Source organism: Pedobacter sp. UBA5917 (genome assembly GCF_002432345.1).
In the GTDB taxonomy this organism is placed as follows: domain Bacteria; phylum Bacteroidota; class Bacteroidia; order Sphingobacteriales; family Sphingobacteriaceae; genus Pedobacter.
The window spans coordinates 20,703-36,041 of the sequence record NZ_DJDT01000189.1 but is presented as its reverse complement, the minus strand read 5'-3'; the positions used below and the strand labels follow the sequence as shown (position 1 = coordinate 36,041).

General features: G+C 42.1%; 15 protein-coding genes. 13 read left to right on the top strand and 2 right to left on the bottom strand.

Annotated elements, in window-relative coordinates:
• The coding region (locus tag B2V92_RS12430; RefSeq protein ID WP_293308370.1) for a zinc-binding dehydrogenase at positions 1-628 on the top strand (628 nt) is incomplete at its 5' end.
• A gap of 60 nt (positions 629-688) precedes the next feature.
• On the opposite strand, the gene B2V92_RS12425 is transcribed toward B2V92_RS12430, so the two are convergent.
• Entirely contained in the window at positions 689-1,051 is a 363-nt protein-coding gene (locus tag B2V92_RS12425) for a VOC family protein (RefSeq protein ID WP_293308367.1), read from the bottom strand.
• Positions 1,052-1,475: 424 nt separating this feature from the next.
• Between B2V92_RS12425 and B2V92_RS12420 the strand changes: the two genes are divergently transcribed.
• The 4 genes from B2V92_RS12420 (at position 1,476) to B2V92_RS12405 (ending at position 5,931) form a co-directional block, all read left to right on the top strand.
• Positions 1,476-2,516: a sensor histidine kinase gene (locus B2V92_RS12420; RefSeq protein ID WP_293308365.1), complete on the top strand. Its 1,041-nt coding sequence runs from the start codon at positions 1,476-1,478 to the stop codon at positions 2,514-2,516.
• Between the two features lie 5 nt (positions 2,517-2,521).
• A complete protein-coding gene (locus tag B2V92_RS12415) occupies positions 2,522-3,265 on the top strand; it encodes a LytR/AlgR family response regulator transcription factor (RefSeq protein WP_293308363.1) in 744 nt (247 codons plus the stop codon).
• 40 nt (positions 3,266-3,305) lie between these two features.
• Positions 3,306-3,710: a hypothetical protein gene (locus B2V92_RS12410; RefSeq protein WP_293308361.1), complete on the top strand. Its 405-nt coding sequence runs from the start codon at positions 3,306-3,308 to the stop codon at positions 3,708-3,710.
• A 220-nt stretch (positions 3,711-3,930) separates the two neighbouring features.
• Positions 3,931-5,931 (top strand): S9 family peptidase, encoded by a 2,001-nt coding sequence (locus B2V92_RS12405; RefSeq protein ID WP_293308359.1) that lies wholly within the window; start codon positions 3,931-3,933, stop codon positions 5,929-5,931.
• Positions 5,932-6,022: 91 nt separating this feature from the next.
• Here B2V92_RS12405 and B2V92_RS12400 read toward each other — a convergent pair whose 3' ends face one another.
• A complete protein-coding gene (locus B2V92_RS12400; protein WP_293308356.1) occupies positions 6,023-6,826 on the bottom strand; it encodes a DUF6896 domain-containing protein in 804 nt (267 codons plus the stop codon).
• Positions 6,827-7,189: 363 nt separating this feature from the next.
• On the opposite strand from B2V92_RS12400, the gene B2V92_RS12395 reads away from it, so the two are divergent.
• The 8 genes from B2V92_RS12395 to B2V92_RS12360 all read left to right on the top strand — a co-directional run bounded on the left by B2V92_RS12395 (position 7,190) and on the right by B2V92_RS12360 (position 15,305).
• Positions 7,190-7,672, top strand: coding sequence for a hypothetical protein (locus tag B2V92_RS12395; protein ID WP_293308354.1), 483 nt, complete (start codon positions 7,190-7,192; stop codon positions 7,670-7,672).
• A 30-nt stretch (positions 7,673-7,702) separates the two neighbouring features.
• Positions 7,703-9,502, top strand: coding sequence for a tyrosinase family protein (locus tag B2V92_RS12390; protein ID WP_293308352.1), 1,800 nt, complete (start codon positions 7,703-7,705; stop codon positions 9,500-9,502).
• Between the two features lie 74 nt (positions 9,503-9,576).
• Positions 9,577-10,218 (top strand): DJ-1/PfpI family protein, encoded by a 642-nt coding sequence (locus tag B2V92_RS12385; RefSeq protein ID WP_293308350.1) that lies wholly within the window; start codon positions 9,577-9,579, stop codon positions 10,216-10,218.
• A 374-nt stretch (positions 10,219-10,592) separates the two neighbouring features.
• Positions 10,593-11,231 carry a Crp/Fnr family transcriptional regulator gene (locus B2V92_RS12380; protein ID WP_293308348.1) on the top strand — a complete coding sequence of 213 codons (639 nt, stop codon included), beginning with the start codon at positions 10,593-10,595 and terminating at the stop codon, positions 11,229-11,231.
• A 548-nt stretch (positions 11,232-11,779) separates the two neighbouring features.
• A complete protein-coding gene (locus B2V92_RS12375) occupies positions 11,780-13,084 on the top strand; it encodes a DUF3472 domain-containing protein (protein WP_293308346.1) in 1,305 nt (434 codons plus the stop codon).
• 108 nt (positions 13,085-13,192) lie between these two features.
• Positions 13,193-14,065, top strand: a complete 873-nt coding sequence (locus tag B2V92_RS12370) for a helix-turn-helix domain-containing protein (protein ID WP_293308344.1) — start codon at positions 13,193-13,195, stop codon at positions 14,063-14,065.
• 59 nt (positions 14,066-14,124) lie between these two features.
• A complete protein-coding gene (locus B2V92_RS12365) occupies positions 14,125-14,517 on the top strand; it encodes a nuclear transport factor 2 family protein (RefSeq protein WP_293308342.1) in 393 nt (130 codons plus the stop codon).
• 98 nt (positions 14,518-14,615) lie between these two features.
• Complete coding sequence (locus B2V92_RS12360; protein ID WP_293308339.1) at positions 14,616-15,305, top strand: hypothetical protein; 690 nt, start codon at positions 14,616-14,618, stop codon at positions 15,303-15,305.
• Positions 15,306-15,339: the final 34 nt, after the last annotated feature.

The following is a 15,339-nucleotide window of genomic DNA, read 5'->3' as shown; positions in this document are numbered from 1 at the left end:
AGCCGCAGCAGCCTTACCTTTGGTTTTTATTACCGCCTGGGAAGGTTTGGTAGACCGTGCCAAAGTTGATGCGCATAAAACTGTTTTTGTACAGGCAGGTGCAGGAGGTGTTGGGCATATGGCTATCCAGATTGCTAAAGCATTTGGCGCAACCGTTTATGCTACCGCACGCGCCGAAGATTATGATCTGATACGCCGTTATGGTGCCACACCGATTGGCTTCGAAGAAATGCATTCGGGCGCCTATCTGGATACCTACACCAATGGAGCAGGTTTTGATATCGCATTCGATACCCTGGGCGGAACTTTCCTCGATGCCGCTTTTAAAGCGGTAAAAACCTATACCGGCCATGTGGTTACCTCTTTAGGCTGGGGTTCGCATTCATTGGCGCCACTTTCGTTTAAAGGCGCAACTTATTCAGGGGTATTTACCCTGCTGCCATTACTTACCGGTAAAGGAAAGATCCATCACGGAGAAATTCTTACTGAGGCTGCTGCATTGGCCGAAAGCGGAAAACTGCAGGTACGCCTGGATCCTTCACACTATACTTTCGGCGAGGTAAACGAGGCACATTCGGTTGTGAGAGAAGGCCGGGCAAAGGGAAAAGTGGTGATCCACATCAAATAAACAGGAGATCCTGTTGGTTAAACCTACAGGATCTTTTTTTATTGATCATTAATGAAATGCTTATAGCGACCATACTGCAAGTTCGTATCCATCCGGATCGAGGAACTGGAAACGGCGCCCACCGGGAAAATCGAATATTTCCTTTGTGATAATCCCACCTGCTGCAATTACGTTTTCTAAGCTCTGTTCCAGATCCGCTGAGTACAATACCACCAAAATACTCCCCTTTAGCGGTTCGCCCGTTGTAAATCCTCCATCTACATAATCTCCTTCGAAAGAAGTATAATCAGGTCCGTAATCGGTAAAACTCCATCCAAAGGCCTGAATATAAAATGCCTTGGCTTTTTGGGTATCGCTTGACAGGAATTCGAGGTATTGTACCTGTTGGTGTTTCAGTTTCTGGTGTGGTGTAGTATTGCTCATCTTTTTTTTGATAAAAATACCGATAAACATCATTATCCCATTGGGAAAAAACAAAATCAGGTTTTGAATGACACTACATCTTTAAATTATTCAACATGTAAACTCGGGTGAGCTAAGGTGGCCGTAAAAAATAAAAAACAGCGCTAATAATTCACCACCTTGGTCACCTAAGAACAACTTAGCTGTTAAGCCATCGCAATCTTACTTCAAATCCCTTATCCATGAATACTGAGCAAACCTTGCTCCTGATTTCTTTTCCATTAATTTAAGTACTGATCAAACTGTTTGTGGTACGAATAGCACTGTTGGTGCCAAATATTTTTTGGAAAGAACTATATCGCCTAATATTGTATCATCAATTAGCATATTTACCGTACCAGACTGGCAGATTAAAGGTTGATAAGGAAAGCAAAAAATATAAAACATGGGACAACTGAGAAAACACTGGCGACAGCTATTAACGATATTTCTGATATATACGGTTTGGTGTGTAATTGCCTTTCTGTTCCTTGTTGCCCTTCAGGGATTGCCCACTACCCTTTCGCAGTTTGGTGCAGGTAACAGACTTTACATCAATTTTGTACATTCCATCATCAAGGATACCATTGTTTATTATATCCTGATCTATCATCTGGCCATACCAGTGGTAAAAAGCAGGATCTGGAAAAAGCCACTGCTAAAATGTATTTTGTTTTTTGTGCTGCTTACAGGTTATGAATATCTCTATAATTTCCACCTTTCAGATCCCGGCAAAAACGGCATGCCTTCGCTGCGTATTTTTATTATTTCTGCCATCTGTCTTGATATTATAATGGTACTGGTTTCTGTCTATGCTGCTACCTTAATCAATGCAAACGAGCTGCACCAGCGTAGGGAGAAACTGGAAAAGCAAAAGCTAAAGGCCGAATTATCTGCGATAAAATACCAGATCAACCCACATTTTCTTTTCAACTCACTGAGTTTTATTTACACCAAAACGGTGATAACAAGTCCGGAAGCAGCAAATGCCGTACATCTCCTTTCCGAAATTATGAGTTATGCCCTTGATGAATGGGACGAACTTGGTACGGTACCGCTTTCGCTTGAGGTAGAGCAGCTGAAAAGGATTATAGAGATGAACCAGATCCGTTTCAGCCACCAGTTAAACATCAGGTATATTGAACAGATAGAAGACAGTGTTGCGCATGTGCCCATCCTATCATTGGTAACACTGGTTGAAAATGCCTTTAAACATGGCGATATGGACGATGCGCAAAATCAAATGACCGTGGAACTCCGGGCAAACAGCAGCAGTATCTATTTCAGGGTGAGCAATAAAAAGAAAAAGGGGCCAAAAGAGCCTTCAAAGGGAATTGGGCTGGGCAATGTTCGGCAACGTCTGGAGTTGATGTATGGGATAAAACACGCTTTCAACATTAAAGAGGACGAAAATTTTTATATGAACGAAATCAAGATTAAACTTTAAACATCATGATGAACTGTATTATAATCGATGATGAGGCGCATGCAATAGAGCTGCTTACCCTCCACATTGCACAGACTCCATTTTTAAAACTGACAGGCAGTGCCACCCGCACAAAAGATGCGCTGCAGTTGTTAAATTCGGCACAGGTGGATCTTGTTTTTCTGGATATCCAGATGCCAGAAATGACGGGGATTGAGTTTTTACAGGTGCTGAACGGCAGGTACAGGGTAATCCTAACAACGGCATTCAGGGAATATGCCATAGAGGGTTTCGAACATCAGGTTGTAGATTATCTTTTGAAACCGATTTTCTTTCCACGGTTCCTGATTGCCGCACAAAGGGCATTTGAACTGCATCAAACCGCCAGGGATAATGCCGATGATTTTATCCTGGTTAAAAGCGGATACAAAGGCAAGCTGGTAAAAATCAAAATCGAAGATATTTTATATATCGAGGGAAAGGGAAAATACATTACTTTTTATACCCTCGAGGGTGATCCGGTAACCTCGCAGGTTAATTTGGGGAATATAGAGGAAAAACTCTCGGGCGACCGTTTTATGCGCATACATAAATCTTTTATTATCGCCCTTCCTTTCCTGGTCATGATACATGGCAATACGGTACAGCTTGGGCCATCATTGTTACAGGTGCCCATTGGCCAAACCTACCGCGAGCGCTTTATGCTGCAAATGAAGGATAAAGTGGTTACCAATAAAGAAAAAGAAGGTACTGAAGAACCTCCCGAATAAAACAGAAAACAATAAACAATCCATTAATAATTTAAAAAAAATGAAAAAATCACCATTAATCAAAACAGTAGCAGCAATTTTAATGATCACACTGGCATCGGCCTGTGCAACGCCCTATTTTGGCAAAACCTACACCGCTACACAAAATGTAGACGTTTACCTGGATGCGAAAGATGTAAAAAAAACATATGAGGTAATGGGTACTTCGGATGTAGACCAGGGTTTCTCTTCACTGGATAAATTGCAGCAGAAAGTAATCGAACTGGGTAAAACCAAAGGCGCAGACGGTGTAATCATGAAACTGGATGAAGAAGTAACCGGTAGCACAAAAAATGATTTTGGCACGGTAGGTACAGGCAAAAAGAACAACACCTATTCCGGCAGTTCGATCACCACAAATACCAAAGTAAAAAAAGTGAAAGCTACTTTTATCAAATACAGATAAAAAAATCCTGCAGCATTCCCCTTAACGGGCACCCCATCTGCTGTTCCCATCTCCAACCCCAGGGTTTTAGCCACCAAAAATTTTCAGGCGCATTTTAATGCCTTTAACAATTTGTTAAGGAGCGGGCATCGCTATGTTCATTTTTATAGGGGTTGGGGATGAAATTTTAAACAGAAATCCTTTTAAGGGTATCCTGATATCTACTTATAAAGCATACAACATGAAACCAAAAATAGAAATCGCACTGTTACTGGCCTTATGGATGTTCATCACCATGACGCTTACAGCCAGGGCACAATCGTACAAGCTCCCCGGAAATCCTGCACTCGTATCGGGTACAAAAGAACTGCAAAAACTTATCGATGCCGACGGCGGAGACCATAAATACCAGGTGGAGGATTATTTTAGCAGGCCGAAATTATCGGAGTTCGACCTCTCCCCAAGTGGCCGTTACCTCTCTTTCAAAGAACGCGATAACCAGGGCCGGAGCCATGTAATGATCAAAGAAATGGCCACTGGAAAAATCACCCGTGCCATCGAAGAAAAGCAAGAGGTAATTTTTGGTTATGGCTGGGCTACAGACGACAGGTTATTATACCTGATGGACAGGAGCGGAAACGAAAATTACCATTTATACGCCATTAACCGCGATGGCACCAACGACCGCGATCTTACGCCTTATGAAGGTATAAAGGCAAGCATATTGAAGCGTCTTCCGGAGCAGAAAGAATCGCTCATTATATCAATGAATAAAGACAATAAAAAGTATTTCGAGCCATACAAGATAGATATCAATAGTGGCGAAATGCTCAAATTATACGAAGTTGGAGATCATGAAGATCCTATTGATAAATATGATTTTGATAATGATGGCGACCTGAGGGGTTTCACAAAAATCCACAATGATAAAGAAATGCAATATTATTACAGGTCAAAAGGCAGTACAGGATACCGCATGGTGCACACGATGAACTGGTATGAAAAATTTACCATTTTATCATTTAACTATGCTTCAAAAAACCCTGATGATGCCTACATCCTGACCAACATAGGATCAGATAAAGCCAGTATTGTTTTATATGACCTGCGGAGGAAAAAAATCCTGAAAAAAGTATTTTCAGACCGGGATTATGATGCTTCGCAAATATCGCTATCCACAAAAAGAAACTGGGAAATCGACTACTTAGCGTATAATGGAGAGAAGCGGATCATAAAACCTGTAAGCAGATTTTTAAAAACCATTTATAAAAACCTTCAGGCACAGTTTAATGGTTACCAGTTCGAGTTTACGAGCTGTACAGATGATGAAAAGCAATATCTGGTAAAGGTAAGCAGCGACCGGCAATACGGCCGGTTTTACCGTTATGATACCGGAACCGGAAAAACGACGCTTATTAGCGACCTTATGCCCCAGCTTAAAGAACAGGATATGGCAGTGATGCAACCGATTACCTTCACTTCAAGGGATGGTTTAAAGCTTCATGGATACATTACCCTGCCGAAAGAGGCCATTAACGGGGCAAAAGTGCCCATGATTGTTAACCCGCATGGTGGCCCCCAGGGTGCGCGCGATTTATGGGACTTTAATAAGGAAGCCCAGTTATTTGCCAGCCGGGGTTATGCGACATTGCAGATCAATTTCCGGATTTCGGACGGCTATGGTGTGGAATTTTACCGTGCCGGGTTTAAACAGACGGGCAGAAAAATAATGGACGACCTTGAAGATGGCATTCGTTATGCCATATCCAAAGGCTGGGCAGATCCCCAAAGGATTGGAATTTACGGTGGAAGCCATGGCGGTTACGCTACCTTAATGGGGCTGATCAAAACACCCGATCTTTATAAAGTTGGGGTAGATTATGTGGGTATTTCGAGTATTTATACATTTTTTGATGCTTTCCCTGAATATTGGAAACCATTGATTGCGATGTTGAAAGATGTATGGTACGACCTTGATGACCTGAAGGAAGCAAAAATAGCAAAAGATGTTTCTCCGATATTTCATGTCGATAAAATCAAAGCGCCGTTATTTGTGGTTCAGGGCGGCAATGATCCAAGGGTAAATATCCTCGAATCCGATCAGCTCGTAGAAGCACTGCGCAAAAAAGGTGTAGATGTTCCCTACATGGTTAAATACGATGAAGGCCATGGCTTTTTGCGGGAGGAAAACCAGATTATGTTTTATAAAGCAATGATCGGTTTTTTCAAACAGCACCTTTAACAGGCGCCCATCATATTTATTCATCTAAAATAGATCCGGAAAACCCACCGGATCTATAGTGCTAAGGGCAGCCTATACTCTTTTCTTCTTCCTATTTCTTTAGTCCAATCAATCTCCAAAAGTTAAATGGCTGTTTCTTATTTTGACTCTTCTGCTCGCCATACAGTTTGTTTAATTCTAAATAAGATTTAATTTCTACCTTTTGCCTGTTTGTAACCACCGTTCCATAACGGCCAGCAACATTTGAGTTTATCTTTTCAAATTTGCCCAACGAGATCATTTTTTCATTTATCCTTGCCCCATCTGCATAATCTTCAAAAATATCAACCGGTATTGGTTGATACTTAGGGGTAGACTTAATAAAATCCATAAAAAAATATGGATCTAAGTCTCCAAATTCAAGTCCAAAAACAAGCGGAACCTCTATAAACTGACCTGTTCCAACATTTTTAAAAGCACAATGAAATCCGTGAAGATAATAGTGCCAATCTCCCATTTCTCCACTCTGCTGCTCTTCTCCCTTAAGACTGTTAAATGTTTCCAATGGAAAATCTCTGTTTAATACCAGGTCAAGCTGGTCTACCAATTTAAAGATCAATTCCTCCCCCAATTGTCGGTAGTCTTTTGCGCATTGTTCAAAAAAACTTTGATTTCCTTCAATTTCCTGATCAGTAATGAGTTTCGCAATGTGGATTTCGGGTTCAACTGTATCTATCCCAATCTGAAATCCTAAAAGATTATCTTTTAAATTTTGTCCTACTGTTTTTCTTTTACTTTGAACACTTTTTTCAAAAACAAGTTTCAACTTCCGTTCACGCGGGATTGATCTGATGGCTTCAATTGCCGGAATCTGATCGATTGAACCTATATTAATAATGTCTGTTGTTCTTTTCAATGATAGCTCGTTCTAAAATGCCCTATAATACTCAAATATACAAACTATCGAAAATGGATGCTTCAATTTTATTACTTAAAGTCGTGTTATAATCGGGGGTTGCCAATCCCATAATATAAAAAAATAATCGACTTAAAAAACAGTATTAAAACGGTTTTTTCTACCCCAATCAGGCTCTATCTTTAGGTCACGTATTATAAATCAACACAATAAGTAATCCCGATCTACTGTGAGCTATATCATTTATACTACCCATACTGCCATTTATTACTGCGATCCCGAAAACCCTTTGCTGTAAATGTAAAGACACAGTATCTATTTTAAATGAACCATCCAAATTGACTAAACAAAAACACAATAACTATGGACCATCTAAATCAATCGCCTAAATGCTGCTGTAATACAGCAGAAAAACAGGCAGGTGCACCGCCTCCGCCACCAACCAAAGCAAAAACTGCGCTGCAATCTTTCTTTTCTACATTACTGAGTGTACTTATTGCCTTTTTCCCTAAGTGCCCCATGTGCTGGGCAGCTTATATGAGCATGTTCGGTTCGCTTAGCATTGCCCGCTTGCCTTACATGGGCTGGCTACTGCCGGTACTGTTTGTACTGCTTGGCGTGCACATGCTCCTTCTGCTGCGTAGGGCCCAACGTGTGGGTTATTTACCGTTTTTCGCCAGTTTACTTGGTGCGCTGTCATTAATCACAGCCCGCGTATTTTTCCCCGCAGAGCAGGGTCTGTTAATGGTAGGTATGGCCTTCATTATTGGTGGCTCGCTCCTTAACAGCCTTTCGGCCGGGCGCTTGCGCTTTACTTTCGGCAAACAACAGATTACCCAATCCTAAATATTATCCATCTAAATAAAAACCAAATCAATGAAACCAACACCAAGGGTCCGTAGATCGATCCAAAACATCTACAACGATTTTAAAAATGGCAAACCAGAACAGCTGGAAAAGCTTATGGTAGCCTGGCAGTTTATCAAGGCCTTACCTGCCGATAATCCTAATTCATTTATGACATTAGGCGGTTTCCACGGCGAACCTTTTGTAGGCCGTGGTGCTTACGATGGCAGCTACTGGGGCGGCTATTGTAATCATGGCAATATCCTATTCCCTACCTGGCACCGTGTTTACCTCCACAAGCTGGAAAAAGCACTACAGAGCGTTCCGGGCTGCGAAAGTGTAATGTTACCTTATTGGGATCAAACTTATAAAATAACCAAGCCCGACGGCACCAAGGAATTTCTGGGTGTACCTCCTATTCTTACCGATGAATATTTTACTTTCTCCAATAACGTAACCATTCCCAACCCTCTAAGATCTTTTGTGCTGCCTGTGGCATTGCACGATTACGTAGAAGTAAGTTCTTATTCTAAACCACAGGGATACGAAACCGTACGTTATCCGCTATCGGGTTTGGTGGGCAGACCAACAGATCGTGCTGCTGCCGAACTGAACAACAGCGCCTACTACATCCCCGGAACGAATACCATCAATGTAAAACTGACCACGCAATTGCTTAACGATAACGTGATTGGCTGGTTGAGCGGAACGGTAGAGATACCGGGAGGATTCGACCCAAATAACCCACTTACACCGGTTGGTAAATTCAGGGGCGGCGTATATGATAGTTATAAAAAAAGCCTCGATGCACCCTGCTATACCGTATTTTCGAACAACACTTCGCGCAGCGAGTGGAACGATCCAAAATATGGAAACGTTAATGCACAATCGTTAGAATCGCCGCATGGCAGTATCCACTTATCGGTAGGTGGCGTTAATATGCCGGGGCAGGATGCCAACCCCAATTCTCCAAACCCAAATGTTCCATCAAACGCCAATGGCGATATGGGCGAGAACGAAACCGCAGGCCTCGATCCGATCTTTTTCTTCCACCATTGCAATGTTGACAGGATATTCTGGATGTGGCAGAAAAAACACAATTCGACCAAAAAACTCGATCTATCGGTACCAGGTTATCCTGCTAACAAACCATATCCCGGCACCAATAATGAAGGCAACCAGCCACCTGTGGGTTACGAACCTAGTGAGCAGCTGACCATGGATTCGCCTCTTTTTCCATTTAAAATGGTTGAAAACGGGCAGGAGCGCTACTACCGTTCGAGCGATGCCTTTGATATTGAAAACCAGTTGGGTTTTACCTACGAAAGCCTTTCGCTTGATGACAGCGACGATCTTAAACCGCTAAAACTACAGGCCTCCGCACCACAAGAGGTACACAAAAGTGATAAAGTGTTAACTGTAAACGGGATCAACCGTGCCAAAATAAACGGTTCTTTCGTGCTTTCTGCCTATGCTACTATAGATGGCGTACGGCACTTTCTCGGTGCCGAACCGGTGTTGAGCAGATGGCGCGTGGTGGCCTGTAAAAACTGCCTAACACACCTGGAAGTATCAGCATCTTTCACGCTCTACCAATTCACAGAAGATGAAATTGCGAGGGCTATTTTTGATGTGCAGATTAATGGCCGATCGGGTAACGAGACAGAATTTGCCAAATTTACCGTTGCCAACCAGGCAAATGCCAATAAGCTGCTTACTGCCCGTGCACCAGGTAATGTTACACTAATGGCAAGCAACCTTAAAAAAGGATTAACAGCCGATTTACCCGTGTTAATGAACAATACTGCTTTTAACATGCAGGTTTCATAAACCTAAGCATTTACAGGAAAGCTGCTTCTATTTGGGGAGCAGCTTCCCTATACTGCTCAATATCACACAATATTATGACTTCCAAAAAAAAGATAAATGTAGCCGTTCTCATCTATCCCGGTGTTGAATTGATTGATATGAACGGTCCGCTGGATGTATTTGTAAAAACAAACCGTTTCAATGGAAATAAATACAGGGTATTTACCCTTGCCGAAACAACACGGGCCATTAGAAGTGAAAGCGATACCGTAAAAATAACACCGGATTATAACTTTAAAAACTGTCCGCAGCCCGATATTATCGTCATTCCCGGACAGATTATACCAGGAAATGGTCCGCTTACCTTTGGTAGTGGTTCGAACAAACTGCTTAAATGGATTACCCAACAGGCACAACACCCAGGCATAACCATCATGTCTGTTTGTGTAGGACTTTATATCCTTGCGAAAACCGGCCTGCTCACCGGAAAAAAAGCAACCACGCACTGGGAAGCCATAAGAGGCATGGAAAAACAATATCCCAATATTACCTTTATAGAGAACCAACGGTATGTGGCCGACGCAAATTTCGTAACCACGGGCGGTGTTACATCTGGAATAGATGGCGCACTCTACCTTATCGAAAAGCTGGATGGTGCTGCAACAGCATTGCAAGTGGCCGATACCATAGTGTACAACCGCGAGGCACCATTACCGCCCGATACGATATTGCATTAAGCTTTTGTGACTAAGAAATATCATAAATAACAGCTATCTTTTATGATTACCGGAAAATAAAATGAATGCGCACAGATATCATCCAATGTTTATCTGTGTGTATCTCTCCATAATCCCGGCAAGCAATGGCTAAATTCTTAACTTAACCCTATTACACTTACAAAATTTTATCCAAAATTGCTACAGGCATAGTGGGCAATTACCATGGCGCGGGGAGATCATTTTTTCATAGTTCTGCCCAACCTGTATTACTTATTAGATGACAAATATCGTATTTCTTGATAAAGATCAAGAATAAAGCGCTCCACGTGCCATGTAAACAGGACAGATAGGCACTTGCTTTGTATTATTTTTGTCGGTCTATCTCACAACCTATGCCCTCATTACCGTCTAGCCTTAATGGTACAGAATTGCTTATTGAATATTTTGAATCGTTTAACCACATGCCACCCGACATGAAAGAGGTTATGGAACGTGATTGTTCGCCCATTATTTTCAAGAAAAATAAACATATTTCGAGTCCTCTTGATCTTAAACCCAGTCTGTATTTTATTGTAAAAGGTTGCGTAAGGGGATTTGTGCGAGATGAAGGAGAGGAAATCACAACGTGGTTGGCAACGGAGAGAAATATTGTTGGCTTAACCCTTTTCGACAAACAATATAATGTACAGCGCCAGCAATTTATCCAGGCATTAGAAACTACCCATGCCATTTTGATTCCCCATACACTGATTATGGAACTTTTTACTTTCCCACAGATGCATAATCTTGCCCGCAACCTGCTATGGTACCATTACCATGAAGCTGATGAACGCAATTTTCTGATCCGGATCCCTACTGCAGAAAAACGTATCCAACGACTGATCGAAACGCATCCCCACCTCTACCGGCGCATTCCGTCAAAACACCTTGCAGGTTTTCTAGGCATCAGGGAAGAAACACTGAGCCGTTTAAAAGCAAAAATCAACAGGGGCCGCGGCTCTTCGTATTCGCCTTACCGTGGCAATCCCTGATAACGTAAACGACTATTCTAATCTTTCTATATCCTTGAAAACCGTTAATTGACTTATGTCCACATTCTTTAAATTGCGACATAATTCTTCACACAAACGTTTGTGTTTGCTCAAAAAAGCACAGAAAAAACCACATAACAAACTACTAATCAAATAGTTTAAAAATATTTCCGGCATGATATTACATTTCATAGCCGATTGTCACTACCTACAACTACAAGCTGCAAAAAAAATGTAGAGCTTTAAAAAAATCTTCTTTCCTTCCCCTTCATCAACCGGTTAACGGGCAAACGTTTGCGCTAAGAATCTTAATTTTTTATCAAAGGTAAGTGGCTAACTTCAATTCAGGTTAGTGCCGATATCCCTTATTATAATCGCGCTAACATCTACAGATCGGATCAGTGGCAAATATGGCAATGTATAATTACCGGGTAACCGGCAGTTAAGAAATTGGGGCTGGGTTAAGCATAATGTTATCTGTTTTTACAGATAGCTACAATAGCATGCAACTTATTATTAACAACCAAATACTAACCAAAATCAAAAAAATGAAAAAAACAAGTTCATTTGCCGCAGGCATACTATTGCTGCTGTGCCTGTATTCGTGTAAAAAAACTGAAACTTTAGCAGAAACAGAGTCTGCAAAAGTTAAAAATGCCATTGCAACCACCGAAAGCCTGGGCGGCTCCTCGCTAAACGTTGGTTTGGGTGGCAACGCCTATACCGCTGGCACTGGCGGACTGATTAACGATAGTGGTTTACACAACTGGACATCGGCCAGTACCATTACCAGTGTGTGGTTCCGTTTGGGGTTAACCGGCAGTTTAACCGTAGCTGTAAAAGGTACTGTACCATCAGGAAGCAGCAATATTAAAGTAACCATTAACGGTACTGTATTTAATAAAACCATTACCGGTACCAGTGCAACTACAACCACAATCGGCACCGTAAATATTACTGCGGCAGGTTATGTTCGGGTGGATATACAGGGAGTAAGTAAAACAGGCAGTTACTTTGGTGATATTTCGGATCTTGTGATCAGTGGCCCTACCGTGGCTTCTAATGTGCAATATGCCAATACCGTTGCCGATTATTACTGGTCGAGAAGAGGCCCATCCTGCCATTTAAATTACACCGTACCATCAGGCACCGAGTGGTTTTACAGCGAGCTGAATGTACCAAGCGGACAGGATAAAATCGGGTCTTATTTTATGGCCGATGGTTTTAGCGGCGGTTATTTCGGCATGCAGGTAAATTCGGCTACCGAAAGGAGGGTTTTATTTTCGGTGTGGGATCCATCAACAGGCAGTACTACCCTGGTAAGGAAAGGAACCGACATTACTTCTAACGGTTTTGGCGGCGAGGGTACCGGCGGACAATCCTACCTGTTGTTTAACTGGGTTGCGGGCACCACTTACAAATTCCTGTTACAGGGCAAACCCGATGGCGCCGGCGGTTCAGATTACACAGCCTGGTTTTATGCCCCCGAAAACGGCGCATGGAAGATTATTGCACAATGGAAACGCCCCAATACAACAGCTTATTTAACAGGCATGTACTCGTTTATCGAAAACTTTAATCCCGATCAGGGTTACCTGCAAAGAAGCTGTAATTATGGCAACCAATGGTATAAAACCAGCAGTGGCAGCTGGACAGAGGTTACCAATGCGAGCTTCAGTTATGATTCTACGGCCTCTGCAGAACAGCGCATGGATTACCAGGGCGGTGTAACCGGGAGTAATTTCTACCTGAAAAACGGTGGTTTTTTTGCTACTTATACCACTTATGGTACCGCTTTGAGCAGAACTGCTACCGGCACAGCCCCAAGTGTTAACCTAACTACATTACCTTAAAAACAAACAATTCCGGGCAGTGCTGGTGCATTGCCCGGGATAATATGCTGCTGTTCGAAAATGGATACTACCCGGTTCCAGCGTTGATTTTATATTTATATTTACCTTATGAGTAAAAAGTCGGCACCTATTCCTATCTACAACCTGGGCACAGTTAAACAATCCGACATCCATCTGCGGCCTTTACAGGATTATGCAATACCACGTCCAACTTTTGAAACTTCGCACAGCGACAGTTATTACATTTTTATTTTTCAGCAAAGCGGTGAAAGTAAATTAATGGTCGATTTTGAAAGCATAACATTGAGTAACACCTGTATTTATGTTATTGCACCGGGACAGGTGCACCATTTTATTTCATCAAACCATACCAGTGGCTGGATTATGGCCGCAGAGCCATTAACCATCGATCAAACCTATCTTGATATACTGGAAAGGGAATATGGACAACAAAAACCAACTGCGATAAACAAATCGGGTAATAACATGCTCGAGGCCTGCCTGAAATCACTATCTGAGCTACTTTCTGCAAATATCGATGGTCATTTTCAGCATTCGCTGTTATCCCATAGCGTTTCGGTGTGTGCCGGGCTCTTCACTTCGATCCTCTCTTATAAAATCGACGATAAGCTCCCTTCCCGGCAGCTTTATCTTTACCAACAGTTCAGGATCCTGCTCAGAATGCATTTTATAAACCAAAAAAGCCCTACAGGATATGCCGAGCTGCTTTATGTTTCGCCCAGCTACCTCAACGAGTGTATAAAAGCCGTATCAGGTAAGCCGCTTAGCTATTGGATACAGCAACAAATGGTATTGGAAGCCAAAAGATTACTGGCCTACAGCAAACTTACAGTAAAAGAAATTGCTTATCAGCTGGGTTACATGGACGAAACCTATTTTATGCGGTTATTTAAAAAGTCTGCAGGCATTTCTCCTGCAGCATTCCGTAAACATACCGTAAATAGTGCAGCTTTTACCTGATCCTGCCCCTGTTTTGAATGCTTTTCAAGGCCTTACTTTGTATCATAAATCATAAGAAAATGAACAATTACAAAGCATTAATCAGAAAAGCTTTCAAAGCCGTAGTAGAAAACCCCATTTACGATCAAACCAGCATCGGGCAATACTTCAGTCCCGAATACCGCCAATATGTAGACGGTGAAGAACTGGATTTCGACGGTTTCTGCCAACACATGAAAGCGCAAAAACTCTCCGTTAAACACGCGGTAATTGATTTTCAAACCATGGTAGAAGAGGGTGAAATCGTTTTTACCAACCATTCTGTTGAAATACTGACCAATGAAAACCGGCATGCATTAATGCATGTAATTGCCGAATTCCGCATTAAAAATAACAGGATAATTTACTGCAACGAACTAACCCGTTTGGTAAGTGGCGATGAGCGAGAGCGCGATCTGGGCTCGCGCTTATAATATTGTCCCGTTCCATTTCCAATGCTTTAGCGGCAATCAATCAGCAATATTCCGCAAACCGTAGTTATTGCTATTTTTGTAATATTGGCACTTCAACTATGGCAAACCATAAAACCGTACTTAAAGATTTTGTTGGCTCTTTTAAAAAATGGCTGTCTGCAGAATACTCATCACAGGAAATCAACAACCTGCGGATCGATGATACGGATTACCCTAACTGGAAGGCCATAGAAACCTACTTTTCTGCGCTGCTTGCAGCCAGGGAAATTAACCGGTTAGATGATGAAGACCTTGCCAATCTGCTGTACCTGATTGCCCGGCATTGGGACATGGGAAGGATGATAGCCTGGTTATCGGATAGCCCCGTATTTTCGAACCTCGGCGATCTATCAACCGATGATTTTCTCATTCTCGCCAAAGCTGTATCTACATTGGATGGAACCGAATATGATGATGCAAAATCACAGTTTGCCGCCTGCATCCATAAAAAAATCGATAGCCTTACACCCCAGCTAGAAATTATACTGCTTGATCTATACCATAGCAACTACGAATATACCAAACGGCTATCGCTGTTGGCACTTGCAAGGCATGGTTATCCGGCAATAAGGACATTGATAAAACAATCGTGGGAAACCGTTGAGGGGGAATTTCACAAAATCGGCTGTTTGGAAGCCATCCATGAATATATAAAAGAGCCCGAATTGCTTAACAAATACCTGGAACTGGCAGCAACAGAACCAGGCGATTACCTGCAAAAATATGTTGTGTACCTTAAAGAAAGGTAACCGGATTGAAACGGTGATTTTATTGTCATGGGTA